This is a genomic window from Nitrospinota bacterium (assembly GCA_016217735.1).
Taxonomy (GTDB): domain Bacteria; phylum Nitrospinota_A; class UBA7883; order JACRGQ01; family JACRGQ01; genus JACRGQ01.
The window spans coordinates 43,353-61,631 of sequence record JACRGQ010000063.1 but is presented as its reverse complement, the minus strand read 5'-3'; the positions used below and the strand labels follow the sequence as shown (position 1 = coordinate 61,631).

Annotated in this window: 31 protein-coding genes; 4 read left to right on the top strand and 27 right to left on the bottom strand. The window is 57.4% G+C overall.

Going from position 1 to position 18,279, the window contains the following annotated elements:
• Positions 1-105 precede the first annotated feature (105 nt).
• Positions 106-1,446, bottom strand: coding sequence for a hypothetical protein (locus HZA03_10555; GenBank protein ID MBI5638398.1), 1,341 nt, complete (start codon positions 1,444-1,446; stop codon positions 106-108).
• 487 nt (positions 1,447-1,933) lie between these two features.
• On the opposite strand from HZA03_10555, the gene HZA03_10550 reads away from it, so the two are divergent.
• The 4 genes from HZA03_10550 to HZA03_10535 all read left to right on the top strand — a co-directional run bounded on the left by HZA03_10550 (position 1,934) and on the right by HZA03_10535 (position 4,786).
• Complete coding sequence (locus HZA03_10550) at positions 1,934-2,965, top strand: 4Fe-4S binding protein (GenBank protein MBI5638397.1); 1,032 nt, start codon at positions 1,934-1,936, stop codon at positions 2,963-2,965.
• A gap of 2 nt (positions 2,966-2,967) precedes the next feature.
• Positions 2,968-3,210: a sulfurtransferase TusA family protein gene (locus HZA03_10545; protein ID MBI5638396.1), complete on the top strand. Its 243-nt coding sequence runs from the start codon at positions 2,968-2,970 to the stop codon at positions 3,208-3,210.
• 27 nt (positions 3,211-3,237) lie between these two features.
• A complete protein-coding gene (locus HZA03_10540; GenBank protein ID MBI5638395.1) occupies positions 3,238-3,954 on the top strand; it encodes a phosphoadenylyl-sulfate reductase in 717 nt (238 codons plus the stop codon).
• A gap of 76 nt (positions 3,955-4,030) precedes the next feature.
• Positions 4,031-4,786 (top strand): sulfite exporter TauE/SafE family protein, encoded by a 756-nt coding sequence (locus tag HZA03_10535; GenBank protein ID MBI5638394.1) that lies wholly within the window; start codon positions 4,031-4,033, stop codon positions 4,784-4,786.
• Here the strand turns inward: HZA03_10535 and HZA03_10530 are convergent.
• The 26 genes from HZA03_10530 to rplV form a co-directional block, all read right to left on the bottom strand.
• A complete protein-coding gene (locus HZA03_10530; protein ID MBI5638393.1) occupies positions 4,776-5,339 on the bottom strand; it encodes a tetratricopeptide repeat protein in 564 nt (187 codons plus the stop codon). The genes HZA03_10535 and HZA03_10530 overlap by 11 nt on opposite strands.
• Complete coding sequence (locus tag HZA03_10525; protein MBI5638392.1) at positions 5,336-6,052, bottom strand: sulfite exporter TauE/SafE family protein; 717 nt, start codon at positions 6,050-6,052, stop codon at positions 5,336-5,338. Before HZA03_10525 ends, HZA03_10530 begins: the two co-directional genes overlap by 4 nt.
• 126 nt (positions 6,053-6,178) lie before the next feature.
• Positions 6,179-6,598, bottom strand: coding sequence for a 50S ribosomal protein L17 (rplQ, locus tag HZA03_10520; GenBank protein ID MBI5638391.1), 420 nt, complete (start codon positions 6,596-6,598; stop codon positions 6,179-6,181).
• Positions 6,599-6,607: 9 nt separating this feature from the next.
• Positions 6,608-7,600 carry a DNA-directed RNA polymerase subunit alpha gene (locus HZA03_10515; GenBank protein ID MBI5638390.1) on the bottom strand — a complete coding sequence of 331 codons (993 nt, stop codon included), beginning with the start codon at positions 7,598-7,600 and terminating at the stop codon, positions 6,608-6,610.
• 11 nt (positions 7,601-7,611) lie between these two features.
• Positions 7,612-8,238, bottom strand: coding sequence for a 30S ribosomal protein S4 (gene rpsD, locus HZA03_10510; GenBank protein ID MBI5638389.1), 627 nt, complete (start codon positions 8,236-8,238; stop codon positions 7,612-7,614).
• A 14-nt stretch (positions 8,239-8,252) separates the two neighbouring features.
• Positions 8,253-8,651, bottom strand: a complete 399-nt coding sequence (rpsK, locus tag HZA03_10505; GenBank protein ID MBI5638388.1) for a 30S ribosomal protein S11 — start codon at positions 8,649-8,651, stop codon at positions 8,253-8,255.
• A gap of 26 nt (positions 8,652-8,677) precedes the next feature.
• Positions 8,678-9,061 carry a 30S ribosomal protein S13 gene (gene rpsM / locus HZA03_10500; protein MBI5638387.1) on the bottom strand — a complete coding sequence of 128 codons (384 nt, stop codon included), beginning with the start codon at positions 9,059-9,061 and terminating at the stop codon, positions 8,678-8,680.
• Positions 9,062-9,083: 22 nt separating this feature from the next.
• Positions 9,084-9,197: a 50S ribosomal protein L36 gene (gene rpmJ / locus HZA03_10495; protein ID MBI5638386.1), complete on the bottom strand. Its 114-nt coding sequence runs from the start codon at positions 9,195-9,197 to the stop codon at positions 9,084-9,086.
• A 16-nt stretch (positions 9,198-9,213) separates the two neighbouring features.
• Positions 9,214-9,432, bottom strand: a complete 219-nt coding sequence (gene infA, locus HZA03_10490; GenBank protein MBI5638385.1) for a translation initiation factor IF-1 — start codon at positions 9,430-9,432, stop codon at positions 9,214-9,216.
• Position 9,433: 1 nt separating this feature from the next.
• On the bottom strand, positions 9,434-10,189 hold the full coding sequence (map, locus tag HZA03_10485; protein ID MBI5638384.1) for a type I methionyl aminopeptidase: 756 nt from the start codon (positions 10,187-10,189) through the stop codon (positions 9,434-9,436).
• Positions 10,186-10,830: an adenylate kinase gene (locus HZA03_10480; protein ID MBI5638383.1), complete on the bottom strand. Its 645-nt coding sequence runs from the start codon at positions 10,828-10,830 to the stop codon at positions 10,186-10,188. Before HZA03_10480 ends, map begins: the two co-directional genes overlap by 4 nt.
• Before the next feature lie 19 nt (positions 10,831-10,849).
• Entirely contained in the window at positions 10,850-12,163 is a 1,314-nt protein-coding gene (secY, locus tag HZA03_10475; GenBank protein MBI5638382.1) for a preprotein translocase subunit SecY, read from the bottom strand.
• A gap of 4 nt (positions 12,164-12,167) precedes the next feature.
• A complete protein-coding gene (gene rplO / locus HZA03_10470) occupies positions 12,168-12,608 on the bottom strand; it encodes a 50S ribosomal protein L15 (GenBank protein MBI5638381.1) in 441 nt (146 codons plus the stop codon).
• Positions 12,608-13,147, bottom strand: a complete 540-nt coding sequence (rpsE, locus tag HZA03_10465; GenBank protein MBI5638380.1) for a 30S ribosomal protein S5 — start codon at positions 13,145-13,147, stop codon at positions 12,608-12,610. Before rpsE ends, rplO begins: the two co-directional genes overlap by 1 nt.
• A complete protein-coding gene (gene rplR, locus HZA03_10460) occupies positions 13,131-13,493 on the bottom strand; it encodes a 50S ribosomal protein L18 (GenBank protein MBI5638379.1) in 363 nt (120 codons plus the stop codon). Before rplR ends, rpsE begins: the two co-directional genes overlap by 17 nt.
• Positions 13,494-13,501: 8 nt before the next feature.
• On the bottom strand, positions 13,502-14,050 hold the full coding sequence (gene rplF / locus HZA03_10455; GenBank protein ID MBI5638378.1) for a 50S ribosomal protein L6: 549 nt from the start codon (positions 14,048-14,050) through the stop codon (positions 13,502-13,504).
• 4 nt (positions 14,051-14,054) lie between these two features.
• Positions 14,055-14,453, bottom strand: a complete 399-nt coding sequence (gene rpsH / locus HZA03_10450; GenBank protein MBI5638377.1) for a 30S ribosomal protein S8 — start codon at positions 14,451-14,453, stop codon at positions 14,055-14,057.
• Positions 14,454-14,459: 6 nt separating this feature from the next.
• Positions 14,460-14,645: a type Z 30S ribosomal protein S14 gene (locus HZA03_10445; protein MBI5638376.1), complete on the bottom strand. Its 186-nt coding sequence runs from the start codon at positions 14,643-14,645 to the stop codon at positions 14,460-14,462.
• Between the two features lie 12 nt (positions 14,646-14,657).
• Positions 14,658-15,200: a 50S ribosomal protein L5 gene (rplE, locus tag HZA03_10440; GenBank protein ID MBI5638375.1), complete on the bottom strand. Its 543-nt coding sequence runs from the start codon at positions 15,198-15,200 to the stop codon at positions 14,658-14,660.
• A gap of 21 nt (positions 15,201-15,221) precedes the next feature.
• Positions 15,222-15,572, bottom strand: a complete 351-nt coding sequence (locus HZA03_10435) for a 50S ribosomal protein L24 (GenBank protein ID MBI5638374.1) — start codon at positions 15,570-15,572, stop codon at positions 15,222-15,224.
• Positions 15,569-15,937 carry a 50S ribosomal protein L14 gene (rplN, locus tag HZA03_10430; GenBank protein MBI5638373.1) on the bottom strand — a complete coding sequence of 123 codons (369 nt, stop codon included), beginning with the start codon at positions 15,935-15,937 and terminating at the stop codon, positions 15,569-15,571. The genes HZA03_10435 and rplN overlap by 4 nt, the downstream gene beginning before the upstream one ends.
• Positions 15,934-16,200 carry a 30S ribosomal protein S17 gene (gene rpsQ / locus HZA03_10425; GenBank protein MBI5638372.1) on the bottom strand — a complete coding sequence of 89 codons (267 nt, stop codon included), beginning with the start codon at positions 16,198-16,200 and terminating at the stop codon, positions 15,934-15,936. Before rpsQ ends, rplN begins: the two co-directional genes overlap by 4 nt.
• 3 nt (positions 16,201-16,203) lie before the next feature.
• A complete protein-coding gene (rpmC, locus tag HZA03_10420) occupies positions 16,204-16,395 on the bottom strand; it encodes a 50S ribosomal protein L29 (GenBank protein MBI5638371.1) in 192 nt (63 codons plus the stop codon).
• A complete protein-coding gene (gene rplP / locus HZA03_10415; GenBank protein ID MBI5638370.1) occupies positions 16,392-16,817 on the bottom strand; it encodes a 50S ribosomal protein L16 in 426 nt (141 codons plus the stop codon). The genes rpmC and rplP overlap by 4 nt, the downstream gene beginning before the upstream one ends.
• A 12-nt stretch (positions 16,818-16,829) precedes the next feature.
• Positions 16,830-17,525, bottom strand: a complete 696-nt coding sequence (gene rpsC / locus HZA03_10410) for a 30S ribosomal protein S3 (protein ID MBI5638369.1) — start codon at positions 17,523-17,525, stop codon at positions 16,830-16,832.
• Between the two features lie 2 nt (positions 17,526-17,527).
• A complete protein-coding gene (gene rplV, locus HZA03_10405) occupies positions 17,528-18,028 on the bottom strand; it encodes a 50S ribosomal protein L22 (protein MBI5638368.1) in 501 nt (166 codons plus the stop codon).
• Between the last annotated feature and the right edge of the window lie 251 nt (positions 18,029-18,279).

Here is an 18,279-nt window from a genome sequence, read left to right as displayed (position 1 = left end):
CTCGCGCCACCCTCTACTACCTGCCACACAGCCCGTACCCGAATCTCCTCCAGTGTCCCATGACTTAACCCTCTGCCGTCTTTCGTTTCCATGAACGGCAGTATATCACAATGTCGCCTTACTTATGAATAGATTAGTAAACTTGTTTTTGATTTTGGTGGCGTCCTCGGCGCGTTCTTTTTCCATCCGCAGCGCGGCGGTCCGTTCCTCCACTTTTACTTCCAGTTGCTCCTTCGCCTCCACCAGTATCCGGTGAACCCGCATTTCGTTTTCCAGGGCGCGTGCCTGCGCCTCCTCCTTTTCCCGCCGGATGGCGCTTGTTTTGTCCTTGATGGCTTCCGAAATGGCTATCGACATGAGAATCGCCTCGGCGCAGACGCCGGCGTCCATCGCGTGGCTGGTAAGCGCCGAAAACGGCAACACCCCTAGATGAACCAGGCCGTACACCACGATACCAACAATGCTTGATGCCCACGCAAGAAGGAAAAAACGCGCGGCGCGCAAGCCGCCTTTCAACGCCATGATGCCGGCCGCCGCCAGCAACGGCGGGTAGACCAGCGCGGTGCAAACAATAATCACGTGAAGTTGCGTATAGTTCGGCCACACCAGCGACAAAAAGGTAAGGACGCCGCACGCCCAGAGGTAGCCAACCATAAGACGGTCGACGCGGGGGGCCGTCACCCGCGAATTGAGAAACACCCGCGTAAAAATAATCCCGCTTGATTCGACATACATCACGGCGAAAAGAATCGAATGCTTGGACCACCAAAGCCAATCCGGCCAGAAATAGGTGTGGGCAAAACCGTTGAAGACCAGGTTCTCAAATATCCAACTGGAAAGATAAACGACGTAGACGATGCTGCTTTTTTCCTTCAGGGAAACAAACATGAACAGGTTGTAGCAAAGCACGGCGAACAAGACGCCGAAATTGAGGCCGTATAACAGCCATTCGGTCTTCTGGCGTTCGTGAAAATCGTTCTCCTCCCAAAGGGTGAAGGGCGCCATAAAGGTGGTATCCGTCTTGACACGCGCGTAAAGCGCCGTTTCGCCCGGCCCGGCACGGAATGGAAAGACCAAGCCCTGGCTGACAATCCCGCTTTTTTCGGGAACCTCCATCAAGCCCGCCTTCCGCTCCACAAAACCCCCATCCGGCCGGGAAACATAGAGCGACACATGATCAAGGTGGGTGAAATCCGTTCCAAAAATCATATCGAAAGGCGCGGCGGCGGGATTATCGACCGTTACCTTGAACCAGATGGCGGAAGCGGTGAAACCAAAATAGAGGTCGTCCATCCCGCCGGGCTGGAAACGGGACTGAAACGCGGGGGAGGAAACATCGGCGATAGTCAATGCCCCGCCGGGGTCTTCAAAAATATCGACCTGCCGCGCCAGTTTATAGGAAGAAGCCTTCCCGTCCAGCACAACCGGCGATGCCTCCACGGCCATCGCCGGAATCCAAAAAAGAAACGCGAGGAGCGCCGCGGTGTGGAAACAAATTGCACCCTTGCCCCGTTTTTCCAACCCCCAGCCCTTTCCGCTTTTACGCACAACACCGCGCCGCACCTGCCCGCTTGGCAGGTGTCAATCCAATCCCCCCCCGGATGAAAGCGCTTGTTACCGAATATTACGGTATTTTGACATCATCCTTATCGAAACAGAAGGCCAAAGTTTATGCTCTGTTGCCGCGCCGTTTTTACGCGGCGCATAATACCTGAGTATATTTATAGGCTTTATGTGAATCATCCACCTATTTATTTTGACGTACTTGCCAAGATGTTTTGCATGTAATTGTTTTATATGATATTTTAATAGAAATTCCCCCGCGTTTTTTCTCAACAATAATAGTTGACAGAGGCACTAGGGTTTACGTAGAATGGTGGTTAGTTAATAAACGCACCTTATGTTGATATAAGGAAAATTTATGGGTGACATCGTGACCAAAAAGAAAAAACTGAAAATATCGGTCGACCATAACCTCGAAGAGCGGACGATCAAGCGGATCGAGGTGAACGCGGAAGTGTCCGGCAAAAAGCCGGTGGGCAAAATCAACTTCGCCGAACTGCGGGCGGGCGGCTTCATCAAACAGCGCCAGAAGGACAAGTTCACGGTCCGCCTCAAATGCCCCGGCGGCAGCATGACCCTTGACCGGCTGAAGACCATCGTGGAGGCGGTCGAGAAGTTCGGCAAAGGCCAGTTGCACCTTTCCACGCGCCAGTCGATGGAGATCCTGCATGTGGATTACCACAACTTCGGGCCGCTGGTGGAAATGCTGAAGGAATCCGGCCAGGACGTGGCATCCTGTGGCCCGCGCGTGCGCGTGCCGAATGCCTGCGGCGGCTGCGAATACAATCCCAACGGCATCACCGATACGCAAAAGATGGCCGAAACGGTGAACGAGAAGTTCTTCGGCATGCGGACGAACCACAAGTTCAAGATGTCGTTCTCGGGCTGCCCGCACGACTGCATACACGCCGCCAGCGCCGACCTGGGCCTGATCGGCGGGGTGTGGCCGGTGTGGGATGAAGCCAGCTGCACCGGTTGCACCATCTGCGCCTCGGCCTGCACCGAGGGGGCGATAGAATCGCACCCCGATACCGGCAAGCCGATATTTTACGCGGATAAGTGCCTGTACTGCGATGACTGCGTACGGGCCTGCCCCACCAACTCGTGGACGGCCGGCAAGACCGGCCACAGCCTGCGGGTGGGCGGCCACCACGGGCGGCACCCGGTGAACAGCACCATTGCGGCGCGCTTCCTCACCGACGAAGAGGCGGAAGCCGCGATCGCCGCCACCATCGCCTGGTACCAGAAGGCGGGCGAAGGAAAAGGGCGCATCCGGCTGGGCAACCTGCTGATGGAGGAAGGCCAGCTGGAAAGCTACGTGGAAGCGTTGAAAGCCGCCATCGGCCCGGAAAAGCTGGAGAAGAACATTGAACGCCCCCAGAAGATAACCATCAGGAGATGAGCATGGCGGAAATTGCGGCGGACAAATTCATAGATATCGCCAACGAGGTATGCCCGATGTCGTTCGTGCTTACCAAGCTGGCGCTGGATGAAATGGAGGACGGACAGGTGCTGGAACTTATCTGTCAGGCCGGCGACCCGGTGCGCAACATCTCCATCCAGCTGAAGGATGAAGGGCATTTGATCGTCAGCGTGAAAAAAGAGGCGGATGGGAACTTCCGCCTGAAAATAAAAAAGAACGGTTAACAACGTCGCAGGAAGGGAAAAAGGACAATGAGCAAGGCAACCGAGAACCTCAAAGAACTGGTCGAAACGCTGCACTTCGGGGAAAAAGTGGCGCGCGCGGAACATCTTCTGCGCAGCTACTATGACCTCTACGGCGATCAGGCCGTGGTGGCCAACTCGCTGGGCAAGGACAGCATGGTGGTGTGGGACATGGCGCTGCGGGTGAACCCGAACGCCAAGGGATTCATCGTCACCACGCCGTTCAAGCCGCAGCAGACCAAGGACTACATGGCCGCCCTGATGAAAAAACATCCGGACAATTTAAGGCTGTTCCAGTCCGACCGCGCCCCGGACGAGCTTTATAAGACGGATCCCGACCAGTGCTGCGACGTTTACAAGGTCGAGCCGGTCCGCCGCGCCGTGGAAGAGATGAAGGTCAAGTGCTGGATCACCGGCCTGCGCTGCACCGAGGGGCGTACCCGCACCGACTATCTGGAAGTGGAAGAGCGCGACAAGGGGCTGATCAAGCTGAACCCGATACTCCTTTTCAAGGAGCGGGAGATCTGGCAGTACCTGGCGGTCTACGCCGTGCCGGCGAACGAGCTATACAAGCACGGATTCCGCTCGCTCGGCTGCTCGCCCTGCACCAGCATCACCGCCGACGATAACGAGCGGGCCGGTCGCTGGATTGGCACCTCGAAGTGCGGCGGCGAATGCGGCATCCACACCAGGCCACTGAAGGCGGTGGCGGGTACCGAAGCTTAACTAAATGCCAACCGGATTCCCCCGCTCGCAAGGCGGGGGAATCTATTTTTTTAATTATTAAGGACATGGACAGCCAATGGAAGCCGTTCTCGGGTTCTTTATAGCCTTCGCCATCGCCATCACCGGCGTGGGGGCCGGCACCATCACCGCGCCGGTGCTGATGCTTTTCCTTGGCGTGGAACCCGCCATCGCCGTCGGAACGGCGCTCGTCTTCTCCTTTATCGTGAAAATCCCCGCCGGGATATCGTATTACGCCAAAAGAAAGGCCGATATTCCCACACTGCTGATGATGGCGGCCGGCGGTGTGCCGGGGGTCATCGTGGGTACCTTCCTGCTCGGCCATCTGGCCCAGAACAAGGAGCTTAAAACGATCATCCTCACCATCGTCGGCGCGATCGTCCTTCTGTCCGCCATCATGAACATCACGCTGATGGTGAAACGGGTTGATCTTTCCAGCCATCACAAAACCCTCAAACCGCTTATCCCGCTCTTCACCTTTTTCATCGGGATGGAAGTCGGCTTCAGTTCCGCTGGCGCGGGGGCGCTCGGCACCCTTCTGCTGCTCTATACCACCAACCTCTTCGCCTGCACCGTTATCGGCACCGACATACTTTTCGGGCTGGTTCTTTCAGCGGTGGGGGGCGGACTCCACTTGGGCATGGGGAGCGTCGATCACATGCTGACGCTGAAACTGGCGGCGGGAGGAATATTCGGGGCCTTGGCGGGAGTTCATTTCGCCTCGATGATCCCCACGCGCCCCTTGCGCTTCGCGCTGCTGGCGTGGCTCATCTTCATCGGCTCGCAGCTCCTCTACCGCGGCATCACCGGCTGACAGCCGGGAAGCGGGCGGCAAGTTCCGCCCGCGCGGCGGCGGCCTTATCGGCATCGGCAAATTGCGTGTAACCGCGCTCCAACATTATCAGTGCGCTGCGGTAGCGGGCCGCATTGGTCAGCTTTGGCCCCTCTTGCGAAAGCTGGCGCGTACGCTCAAAGTGCGGAATCGCGGCGGCCCATTCGTTCCGGTATGCGTGGAACATCCCCACCTCAAAGCGCGTCTTCGCATTCTCCGGGTCAAGCTCCAGCGCCTTTTCATAGGCGCGCAGCGCTTCCTCCCCCTGGCCGGCGGAGCGGTAATAGGCGGCAATACCGCTCCACGCCACGGGATTGCCGCCGTCAAACATGAGCCATTTTTTTGATACGCGCACCGCATCATCAAAATGCCCGATCCCCGCATACGAAGCGGTGCGCGACTGGACAAACCGCATCAGCGCCGGTTTCAGCAATACCAGCAGCAACGGCACAAGCAGCAACGTGATGGCAAGCCGCGCCACAAAGCCGGGCCCTTCCCGGCGCGCGTGGTTATGGCCGCTTGCTTCCCCGCTCATGCGAGCAGCATAAACGCAAGACCCGTCACAATAAGCAGGTTGCCCGCCACAATATTCATATACGCCTCCGCCCGCCTGATATTAAGCTGCTCGCGGCGGAGCATCCCGGTGGATAAGCCCGCCACGATGAGCGGCATGCTTTGCCCCGCCGCATAGCTGGCAAAAAGCAGCGCCGACTGAAATACCGCGCCGTTAAGGAACGAAAGGCCGGCGATGCCGACCAGCGCCGCGCCGCAACAGGGACACGAAGGAAGCTCCAGCACGGCGAAAGCCATGCCGAAGACAAAGGCCGATGGAACGTTGTTTATCCGCGCGGTAATGGCACCGCAACGATCCCGCAACCAGGAAGCGCGGGAAGGAATCAATCCCGCGAACAGGGCGCCCGCGCCAATCAGCAGAATTCCCCATACCCAGTAAATCGGGCGGCTGGCCTGCTCCGCACTCCGCGCCAACCCGCTTATGCTGCTGAATGCTATCCCCAGCAGGGTAAAGCTGATGATGAGCCCCAGCGAAAAGGCCAGTGTGTGGATCAATGCGCGTTTTTGGGATCCGGCGGAAGCCGCCGAATAGCCAAACGCCACCGGCAGCCGCAAAATGGTGCATGAGGCGAGCGAGGCCCCCGCACCGGTGGCGAATGACAGCGGCAGAAGCTGGAGCAGCGTCCCCCCCGCCAACACATTCATCGATAAAGAACCATCACCGAACAGCGCCATGCGTCACTCTCCGCCGCCAAATCAGGCTTCATTGTAACGGCGCGCGCAATCACCGTCAAACCGGCACAAAAAAAAGCCGGATTGGAAAACCCAACCCGGCTTTGACTGCTGGATAACCGAAGAAACTTATGCCTTTGCGGCTTCTTCCTTTTCAGCGTGGCGGGTGCGGCGCTTCGGCTCGGCGGCCGCATCGCGATCCACCAGCTCGATGATGGCCATTGCCGCGCCATCGCCATTGCGAAAGCCCGCCTTGAAGATACGGGTGTAGCCCCCCTTGCGGGCCTTGTAGCGTTCCGCCAGCGGCCCGAAAACCTTGGTCACCACGTCTTCACTGCGCACAAAACCGAGCGCCTTGCGGCGGGATCCGGCCGTGCCGTTCTTGCCGAGGGTGATGGTCTTTTCCGCCACGCGGCGCAGCTCCTTGGCGCGCTGCAAGGTGGTGGTGATTTTCTCGTATTGGAGGAACGAGGTCACCATGTTGCGGAACATCGCCACGCGCTGCGCGGTGTTCATGTCGAACTTTCTGCCGTCTTTTAAATGCCTCATGGCCGCTCCTTACTGATCGGACTCAATCGCGCGGATTTCGTCGTCGGACATGCCGAGGCTCAAACCCATTTCGGAGAGAATCTGCTTAATTTCGTTAAGCGATTTCCGGCCGAAGTTGCGGGTCTTGAGCATCTCGGAATCCGTCTTCTGGACGAGTTCGCGGATGGTTTTGATGTTAGCCTTCTGCAGACAGTTGTACGAACGCACGGAAAGCTCCAATTCCTCGACGCTGCGGTTGAGGTTGATGGTCGGCTTCTTGCGCTCAGCCTTTATTTCCTGCTTGGGCAGTTCCTCTTCCTCGCCGGCGGCGATGAAAAGGTTCATATGGTCGCGCTGGATGCGGGCCGCGTTGGAAACGGCGGTCTCGGCGTCGATGGTGCCGTTGGTCCAGACTTCAAGAACCAGCTTGTCGAAATCGGCGCTCCCGCCCACGCGGGTTTTTTCAACGGTGAAATTCACCTTGCGGACGGGCGAGAAGTTCGCGTCAATCGGGATCACCGAGATGTCGGCATCGTCCACCGTGATGTCTTCCGAGGTGACATAGCCGCGGCCGAGGCGGACGAAAAGCTCCGCCTTGAATACGGCTTTTTTGTCCATCAGCGAGCAGATGTGAACGCCCGGATTGATGATAATCACGCCGGGGGGGCACTTGATGTCCGCGCCGGTGACTTCTTTTTTGCCGGTTTCGTCAATGGTCAGTTTCACCGGCTCGTCGCTCGGCACGTCGATGATCACCTCTTTGAGGTTGAGGATGATATCGGAAACGTCTTCGTACACGTTCGGCACGGTGGAAAATTCGTGGTGAATCCCCGCGATTTTCACCGCGACGATTGATGCGCCGGAAATGGACGACAGAAGATACCGGCGAAGCGAATTGCCGACGGTAACTCCGAAGCCGCGCTCAAGCGGCTCGGCCACAAATTTGGCGTAGGACTGGTCGGCGGCAACATCCACCTGCTCCAATTTTTTGGGTTTTACGAAATCCCTTAAAACCGTATTCATTCAGTCCCTCCTTATTTCGAGTAAAACTCGACGATCATCGATTCGCGAACCGGGATACCGATATCTTCCGGTTTCGGATCGTCGAGAACAGTTCCCTTGAGTTCGCCTTCGGAGATGGAGAGCCAGCTGGGCAGCTTGAGCTGCGCGCGGCGTTCCAGCACATCGGCGAAATGTTTCAGTTTTTTACTCTTCGGGCCCGCTTCGATCACGTCCCCCTTCTTCACGACGAAGCTGGGGATGGTCACCTTTTTGCCATTAACGAAGATATGCCCGTGTCCCGCGATCTGGCGGGCTTGGCGGCGGTTCACCGCGAAACCAAGGCGGTAGAGCGCGCTGTCAAGGCGCCGTTCAAGCAACTGGAGAAATATCTCGCCGGTGATCCCCGTTTTCCGTTCGGCGTTGTGGAACGTCTTGCGGAACTGGCGCTCGACGATACCGTACACGCGGCGCGCCTTTTGCTTTTCGCGCAACTGGATGGCGTACTCCGTCAGTTTGGTGCGGCGCTGGCCGTGCTGGCCCGGCGGATATGCGCGGCGCTCGATGGCGCACTTCGCGGTGAGGCAGCGGTCGCCCTTAAGGAACAGTTTGGTGCCTTCCCGTCTGCACAGCCTGCAGAGTCCTTCTCTATACCGTGACATCTATGCCCGCCTCCTCAAACTCTTCTGCGTTTCGGGGGCCGACAGCCGTTATGCGGCACCGGGGTAACGTCCCGAATAATTTCAACCTCAAGACCGGCGGCCTGCAGCGCGCGGATGGCGGCTTCGCGGCCCGAACCCGGCCCCTTCACCCGTACCTCGACGCGCATCATGCCCGCATCGCGCGCCTTTTTGGCGGCGTTTTCCGCGGTCATCTGGGCGGCGAAAGGGGTGCTTTTGCGGCTTCCCTTGAAGCCCATGTGACCCGCGGTGGACCACGCGATCACGTTGCCAATCTGGTCGGCAATCGTGACCACGGTGTTGTTAAACGACGCCAAGACATGCGCGATACCGTTCGCCGGAACCTTGACGTTCTTCTTTTTGGCCGCCGGTTTGGCGTCCTTCTTCTTCATCATCTTTTCTTCAGCCATTTAAGCTCCCGTTATTTTACGTTCGCGACTTTTTTCGACGAGGCCACAGTTTTACGCGGACCCTTGCGGGTGCGCGCGTTGGTGCGAGTGCGTTGACCGCGGGCCGGCAGGCCGCGGCGGTGACGAATGCCGCGGTAGCAGCCGATTTCCATGAGACGCTTGATGTCCATCTGCGTATTGCGGCGCAGATCGCCTTCGACGGTGTATTGTTTTTCGATGATATTGCGCAGCACGTTGACCTCCTGGTCGGTGAGGGTCTTCACGCGCTTCGTGATGTCGACATTCGCCTGTTTGAGTATCTTTTCGCTCGTGGCGCGGCCGATGCCGTAAATATAGGTGAGCGCCACCACCACCCGCTTATCGCGCGGAATATCAATGCCTGCTATGCGTGCCATATTTTCCTCTTTCCTCCCTTGCTCAACCCTGCCGCTGTTTATGCTTCGGGTTTACGCAAATAACCCGCACCACGCGGTTACGGCGGATAACCTTGCATTTTTCACAAATCGGTTTCACCGATGCCCGTACTTTCATTTGCCGTTACTCCACATCATTTGTACCTGTATGTAATTCTTCCACGGGTGAGATCATACGGCGAAAGCTCCACTTTCACCTTGTCACCCGCCAATATTCGTATGTAATGCATCCGCATCTTGCCGGACACATGCGCCAATACCACATGCTTGTTTTCCAGGTTCACGCGAAACATCGCGTTCGGCAGGGCCTCAAGCACCGTGCCTTCCATCTCAATTACGTTTTCTTTGGCCAACTCAACTCCACGCGAATTCGCTAAGGATGTCCGGCCCGTCTTCCGTTATCGCAATACTGTGCTCAAAATGGGCCGACAGTTTCCTGTCGCGGGTTACCACCGTCCACTCGTCATCCAACACCTGCACCGGCCGGGTGCCTGCATTTATCATCGGTTCAATCGCCAGCACCATGCCCCGTTTCAGTATCGGCCCCTGGCCCGCCGGCCCGTAATTGGGCACCTGTGGGTCTTCGTGGGGCGCGGTTCCAATGCCGTGCCCGACAAAGTCGGTCACCACCGAAAACCCCGCCGCTTCCGCGTGAGTCTGCACCGCGTGCGAGATGTCCGAAAGGCGGTTGCCCTCCGTCATCCATCCAATGCCCTTATACAGAGCCTCGCGCGTTACCCGCAGCAGCCGCTCCGCCTCCGGCGAAATTTTTCCCACCGGCAGCGTTATGGCCGCATCACCGTAATAACCTTCGTATTCAGCCCCCAAGTCGAGTCCGATAATGTCCCCTTCCTGGAGTTTCCGTTTTCCCGGTATGCCATGCACCACCACCTCGTTGACGGACGCGCACAACGCCGCCGGGAAACCCTTATACCCTTTAAACGACGGCCGCGCGCCCGCGCCGCGGATGGATTCTTCCGCCACGCGATCCAGTTCCGCCGTCGTTACGCCGGGCTTTACCATCTCTTTCAATTTCAACAGTGCCTTCGCCACGATCTGGTTGGCGACACGCATTTTTTCAATTTCTTCCGGTGTCTTAATGATAATCATGCACCGATGATTTCCTCGATCCTCTTATAGACCTGTTCCATCGGCGCCGTGCCATCAATCTTCCGGTATCGGCCGGCGGCGCTGTAATGCGCCCCCAGCAGTTCCGATTGCTCCTTGTACACCTTAAAGCGTTTTTTTACCGTCGCTTCGTTATCATCGTCACGCTGGTAAAGTTCGCCGCCACATTTGTCGCACACCCCGGCTTTGCGGGCCGGTGAAAAGGTAATATGATACCCCATTCCACAATTTTTGCAAGTTCTTCTTCCGGTAAGCCGTTCCACCAGGATACGCTCTTCCACCGCCAAATCGACCACCGCGTCAATGCGGGATCCCATCTTTTCCAACAATTTATTCAGCGCTTCGGCCTGCGGCACGGTCCGCGGGAAACCGTCGAGAATGAATCCCTTTTTGCAATCCGGTTCGTGCAGCCGGTCGTTGATGATCCCTATGACCACCTCGTCCGGCACCAGTTTCCCGGCATCCATGAACTCCTTGGCCTTTGCCCCCATGGGAGTTCTGTCTTTCACCGCCTGACGGAGAATATCGCCGGTGGAAATCTGCGGGTAGCCGTATTTCTCGGTGACCTTCTTTGCCTGGGTTCCCTTGCCGGCCCCCGGCGGTCCGAGAAAAATCAGGTTCATGCGAACGCCTTATTCCGTATCAACCCTGCCGGCCTTTCATGCGGGTTCCTTTTATGAAGCTGCCGTACTGGCGCATGACGAGGTGCGATTCGATCTGGGCCACGGTATCCATCGCCACGCCAACCACTATGAGAAGCCCCGTGCCGCCAAAGTAAAACGGCACGTTGAATAACTTGATCATAAAATCAGGCAATACGCAGATGAGCGCCAGATAGATCGCGCCCCCGGCCGTGATGCGGGTGAGTATCCGGTCAATATACTCGCCGGTCGGTTTGCCGGGGCGGATACCCGGGACAAAGCCGCCGTTCTTCTTCATGTTGTCCGCCACTTCGTCGGGATTGAAAACGACGGCGGTGTAGAAATAGCAGAAGAAAATTATCATCGCCATGTACAGGCTGATATGCACCACTGTGCCGGGCGCCAGCATGCCGGCCGCCTTCTGCATCATGGGATGCTGGATAAAGCCGGCGATAGTGGCCGGAAACATGATGAGAGCCGACGCGAAAATCGGCGGTATAACCCCCGACATGTTTATTTTGAGCGGCAAGTGGCTGCTCTGCCCCTGGTACATTTTTCGCCCCACCATGCGGCGTGCGTACTGCACCGGGATGCGGCGCTGCCCGCTTTCCATGAAAACGATGACCCCAATGACCGCCACCATGAGGACGAGGGTGACCAACGCGGCGATGGGGGAAAGTTCCCCGGTCTGCATAAGGCGGAATGAATTGATGATCGCCGACGGGATTTCCGCGACGATACCGGAGAAAATGATGAGCGAAATGCCGTTCCCCACGCCACGCTCGGTGATCTGCTCGCCAAGCCACATGATGAACGCGGTTCCGGCGGCGAGCGTAAGTACCGTCAGGAGGCGGAAGTCCCAACCCGGATCAGGCACGACCGGCGCGCCGGAAGGCGACCGCATTGCTTCGAGGCCAAACGCTATACCCAGTCCCTGCACCGAAGCGAGCAGGATGGTGCCATAGCGGGTGTACTGGTTGATTTTGCGCTGACCGGCCTCCCCTTCCTTTTTCAACCGTTCAAGGTGTGGCACCGCAACGGTGAGCAACTGAATGATAATGGAGGAACTGACGTAGGGCATGATGCCAAGCGCGAAGATGGTGAGGCGGCTCAACGCACCGCCCGAAAACATGTCGAAAAACTGCAAAACCGACCCGCGCATCTGCGCGAAAAAGTCCGCAAGCGAGCTGGCGTCTATCCCCGGCACGGGGATATGCGCCCCAATCCGGTAAACGGCTAAAATCGCGATGGTGAACACCAATCGCTTTTTAAGCTCCGGTTGCCGGAAAATATTACCGAAACTTTCAACGGCCAAGGACTTATATCCTCACGACTTTGCCGCCGGCCGTTTCGATCTTCTTCACGGCGGTGGCGCTGAAGCAGTGGGCCGTCACGGTGACGGCGCGGGTGATTTCACCGGTACCCAAAATCTTGATTTTGTCCCGTTTTCCGGCAAGTCCCAGCTTGGCGTAAACGGCGGGGGTAAACTCGGTCACGCCGGCAAGCTGATCCAGCTTTCTGACGTTGACCGGTGTGTAATCTTCACGGTGGATATTGGTGAAACCGCGTTTCGGGAGACGGCGGTAAAGCGGCTGCTGCCCGCCCTCGTAATGGACGAGGCCGCGGGTGCCGCCGGTGCGCGCGCGCTGGCCTTTGTTACCGCGGGTGGATGTGCCGCCATGGCCCGACCCGGCGCCACGCCCGATAATTTTGCGTTTTTTGGTGGAACCGGCGGCCGGCTTGAGTGTGTGCAGTCTCATTATCCTTCAACCTCCACCACTTCGAATTTAGTTTCGCGGATTTTCCTGATCATTGCCGGGCTACGCAGACTGCCAAGCGCGTCCATCGTGGCATGCACCACGTTGAACGGGTTGCCGCTGCCGAGCGACTTTGTCAGAATGTCGTGTATACCGGCCGCTTCCATGATAGCGCGCACCGGGCCACCCGCGATCACGCCGGTGCCCTTGGATGCGGGCTTCATGAACACACGGCCCGCGCCGGCATGGCCGGTCACTTCGTGCGGGATGGTGCCGTCCATCAGCAGAATGTCGCGCATTTCCTTTTTTGCCGCGGCAACCGCTTTTTTTATCGCTTCCGGAACTTCCTTGGCCTTGCCGTAGCCGATACCGACCGTGCCGGCACGGTTGCCGACAACGACGAGCGCGCTGAAAGAGAACCGGCGGCCGCCCTTCACAACCTTCGCGACGCGGTTGATGAAGATCACCTTTTCCAGAAGTTCGGAGACATCCGCCTCCTGCCGATTGAAATTGGGCTTGTCCGATTTAGATTTGAATACCATGTTCCCTCAGACTCTCAGCTATTTGTTTTACCCTGCCATGATAGCGGTAACCGTTGCGGTCAAACACCATCTTGGTGATCCCTTTAGCCTTGGCCCGTTCGGCCAAGATGGCGGCTAACTGCTTGGCCGCTTCCACGTTATTGTTCTTGAACTTGGCCTTCAGTTCCTTTTCCACGGTGAAAGCCGACACCAGCGTTTGGCCGATGGCGTCATCAATGACCTGCAGCGAGAAATGCTTGTTGCTGCGGGTGACGCTCAGGCGCGGCCGTTCAGCCGTCCCCAACACGTTTTTGCGGATCCGGAATTTTCTGCGTTCTCTAAGCCTGCTTTTTTCTTGGGTATTCATATCAAACCTTATTTACCACCGGAGACGGATTTGCCGGCTTTGCGGCGGACCACTTCGTTCTCGTAACGAATGCCCTTGCCCTTGTACGGCTCCGTCCGTTTAAGATCGCGGATGTTCGCGGCCACCTGCCCCACCACCGCCTTGTCGATCCCCTTCACGATTATTTCGGTCTGGGTCTTGCTCACCTCAAAGGTGATGCCGGCCGGCGGTTCAATATGCACCGGATGGGAAAATCCCAGCGCCATGGAAAGCTTCTTCCCCTCCAGCGACGCGCGATAGCCGACGCCGGTGATCAGCAGCTTCTTTTCAAAGCCGCGGGAAACCCCCGCCACCTGGCTCGCAATCAGCGCGCGGGTAAGACCGTGCAACGCGCGATTCATCCGTTCGTCGTTCGGACGCTCCACCTGTATCACGCTTCCCGCCACCTTCACGGTGATCGGCTCGCGCACCACCAGGGAGAGGGCGCCTTTCGGCCCCTTCACGTCCACCTTATTGGCATTTACCGACACGGTAACGCCACTCGGAATCTCGATCGGTTTTCTTCCTACTCTTGACATGGCATCACCAGATGTAGCAGAGCAGCTCGCCGCCGCACTTCTGCTTGCGGGCGTCCGCATCGGTTAATATTCCGCGGTTCGTCGAGATGATGGCGATCCCCATCCCCCGGAGAACACGCGGGATCTCCGTGGTGCCGACATAAACGCGGCGACCCGGCTTGCTCACGCGGCGCAGGCCGACGATGGCGCTCTGGCGCGGCCCGAAGGTCTTCAGGTAAAGCTTCAGCATGCCCTGCTTGCTGTCCTTCACGAGCCGGAAATCATTGATGTAGCCGGTGTCGCGGAGTATTTCCGCGATACGGGTCAGCATCTTGGAGGCGGGGAGGTTCACCTTGTCCTGCCCGGCGAGGATCGCATTGCGTATCCGCGTCAGCATATCGGAAATCGGATCGGTTACCATTATTCCCCCTTACCAGCTAGACTTGGTCACGCCCGGGATCATCCCCTGAAGCGCTAATTTTCTAAAGCAGATTCTGCACATATTGAACTTCCTGAGATAAGCCCGTGAACGGCCGCAAAGCGGGCAACGGTTGTGTTGCTGCACGCTGAACTTCGGCTTGCGCCTGGCCTTTACCATGCTCGACGTTTTTGCCATTTCCTGCTCCTTCTAGTTCCGGAACGGCATGCCCAGCGCTTTCAGCAGCGCTTTGGCGGTGGCGTCCGTGTTGGCCGTGGTTACTATGCACACGTTCATGCCCTTGGGCTTGTAAATTTTCTCATATTCAACTTCCGGGAAAATGAGCTGTTCCTTCAACCCCAATGTGTAGTTGCCGCGTCCATCGAACGCCTTTCCCGACACGCCGCGGAAGTCACGTACGCGGGGAAGCACCGCATGAATGAGGCGTTGCAAGAAATCGTACATCCGGTCGCGCCGCAACGTCACCGTCACGCCGACCGGCGCGTTTTCCTTCAGCTTGAAGTTCGAAATCGCCTTTTTCGCGTTGCGCACCACCGGCTTCTGGCCGGTAATCCGCTGCAGCGTATAGATGCCGCCTTCAAGGATTTTGGCATCGGTCACCGCCTCGCCAAGGCCCATGTTGAGGACGATTTTGTCGAGTTTCGGCACCTGATGCTGGTTTTTTAACCCCAGCTCTTTTATAAGCAGCGGAACTATATCTTTTTTATACTTTTCTTGTAACTGCGAAGCCATATACCACCGTATTTAAGGTTATCAGTCCAGGAGCTCGCCGCACTTGCGGCAGACACGGACGTTTTTTCCGTCTTCAAGTTTCTTTTTGGCCACACGCACCGGCTTGTCGCACTTGGCGCAAACCACCATCACGTTCGAGATGGCGATCTTGTTTTCGCGCTCGACGATACCGCCCTGGCGGTTCTTCATGTTGGGGCGCTGGTGCTTTTTCACCATGTTCACTTTTTCAACCAGTACATGGCCGGCTCCCGGCATCACACGGAGAATCTTGCCGCGGCGGCCCTTGTCCTTGCCGGCGCGCACTTCAACGACATCGTCTTTTTTAACTTTCGGTTTAACCGCTTTTTCAGCTTCCAGATTTACCCTGCTCATAAAATCTCCGGCGCAAGCGAAACTATTTTCATGTATTTCTTGGCGCGCAGCTCGCGGGCAACCGGTCCGAATATGCGGGTGCCGACCGGCTCGCCTTCGGGGTTCACCAGCACGGCGGCGTTGGTGTCGAACTTGATATAGGTTCCGTTTTCGCGGCCAAGCTCCTTGCGGGTGCGGACGACCACGGCGGTTTTCACCTCGCCTTTTTTCACGTTTGAGTGCGGCACGGCGCTCTTGACCGCCACCTTGATCAGGTCTCCCACAGTGGCATAGCGGCGGGTGGAACCACCCAGCACCTTGATGCACTGAACCGTCTTGGCGCCGGAATTATCGGCGACCTCAAGAATAGTCCGAAGCTGTATCATTCCTTGCTCCCGGCGGAAGAGAGGACGGAAACGACTTTCCACCTCTTGGTTTTGCTAAGCGGCTTGGTCTCCATGATTTCCACCGTATCGCCGATCTGGCACTTGTCGCCTTCGTCGTGCGCGACGAATTTTTTGGTGCGTTTCACGAATTTTTTGAATACGGGATGGAGCATTTTGCGCTCCACCTTCACGACGACAGTCTTGTCCATCTTGTTGGACACCACTTCGCCGACTCTCAGCTTCCTGTTCAGTGTGCCGGCCATGACTTAAGCCCTCTTCCCTTGATTCATAATGGTTTTGATGCGGGCGATATCGCGGCGCGCCAGCTTTATCTTCGCCGGACTTTCAAGCTGCTGCGTGGCGAGCCCGAACCGGAGGTTCAGAAAATCCTTTTGCAACTCGTCCAGCTTCGCCTTCATCTCCGCGCCGGTCATCTGCTTTATCTCCGCGGCTTTCATGCCAACGCCCCCCGCTCGTTCTTGTCCAATATCCGGGTCGGTATCCCCAGCTTCTGCTGCGCCAGCATGAGGGCTTCCTTCGCCACTTCAGGCGTCACGCCATCCATTTCAAACAGGATGCGCCCCTGCTTCACGCGGGCGACCCAGCCTTCCATGCCGCCCTTACCTTTACCCATGCGGACTTCCAGCGGCTTTTTAGTCACCGGCTTGTCCGGGAAAATGCGTATCCATATTTTGCCGCCGCGCTTGATGTGGCGGGCGATGGCAATGCGGCTCGCTTCGATCTGGCGGTCGGTGATAAGGCCGGGAGCCAGCGCCTGCAAGGCGAATGTGCCGAAGCTGATCTTCGAACCGCGCCAGGCGATCCCTTCCATGCGGCCTTTGTGCTTATTTCGGTACTTTACTTTTTTGGGGGCTAACATGATTTCAGGGCCTCACTTCGATTTCTTCGCCGCCGGAGCCGCAACCGCGGCCGGTTCGGCCGCCGCGCCGCGGCGCCGGATGATTTCACCGTGGAACACCCACACCTTGACACCGATGATGCCGAAGGTGGTAAGCGCTTCCGCGGTGCCATAGTCAATATCAGCCCGGAGGGTATGCAACGGAACGCGCCCTTCGCGGTACCATTCCATGCGGGCGATTTCGGAACCGGCGAGGCGGCCCGAACAGTTAACCCGGATACCCTTGGCTCCAAACCGCAACGCGCTCTGGACCGCCTTCTTCATGGCGCGGCGGAACGCGATGCGCTTTTCCAGCTGGGTGGCGATGTTTTCGGCTATCAGCACGGAATCCAGTTCCGGACGGCGCACTTCCATTATGTTAAGGGAAAGCTCAATCTTGTCCCCGATCAGCTTCGCCAAGCGGGCCTTGATCTGGTCGATTTCGGCGCCCCGCTTGCCGATAATGATGCCGGGACGCGCCGCGTGGATGTTCACGCGGATCTGCTTGGCGCGGCGCTCGATCTCAACCTTGGAGATGCCCGCGTGGTACAACTCCTTCTTTATAAATTTGCGGAGACCCAAGTCCTCGTGAAGCTGGGACTGGTATTTTCTCTTGTCCGCATACCAATTGGAGAGCCACGGCTTGATGACGCCGAGGCGGAATCCTGTAGGATGAGTCTTCTGTCCCAAGGTTACGACTCCTTATCTTTCTTCGTCTTTTTAACTGCGGTCTTCTTGGCCGCGGTTTTCTTGACCGCGGTTTCTTTTTTCGGCTTTTTGGCCACGGCGGCGGCTTTCGCCGGCGCGGCAACCTTCGTGGCGGCGGCCTTGCCAGGCGCCGCTTTCCGGCGGCCTTCGACCGTATCTTCCAGAACCACCGTCACATGTGACATCGGCTTCCGAAGCTGATCTACCCGGCCGCGCGCGCGGGAAAGTTGCCGTCTCATCTGCGGACCCGCGTCCACAAAAATCCGGGCCACTTTCATGTCATTGCCGTCGGCGACGTTGTGGTTATTCTCGGCGTTGGCCTTTGCGCTGGCTATAACTTTTTCGATCACACGCGCCATTTTCTTTTTTGTAAAGCGGAGGATATTGAGCGCATCGCCCACTTTCCTGCCGCGCACGAGATCCGCCACCAGACGGGCCTTCTGGGCCGACATCCGTACGTATCTCAAAACCGCTTTCGATTCCATTAATCATCCCTTACATTTACAATGCGTTTACTTGCGGGTTCCCGTGCCGTTTTTAAAGGAAAACGTGATTCTAATGAGATGGAACTTTATTGTCAATATTTTTTTTCATCCCGTGCGGTGAAGCCGCTCTTTTTTTCGCCCCCTCAAACGTCTCCAAAAAAGCGGGGATGGCGGCACAACCCGTATCCGGGGGAACAAGATTTTCCCCCGCTTATGGGTAAGAACCGCGATCCGTGGTAGATTTAGCAAAT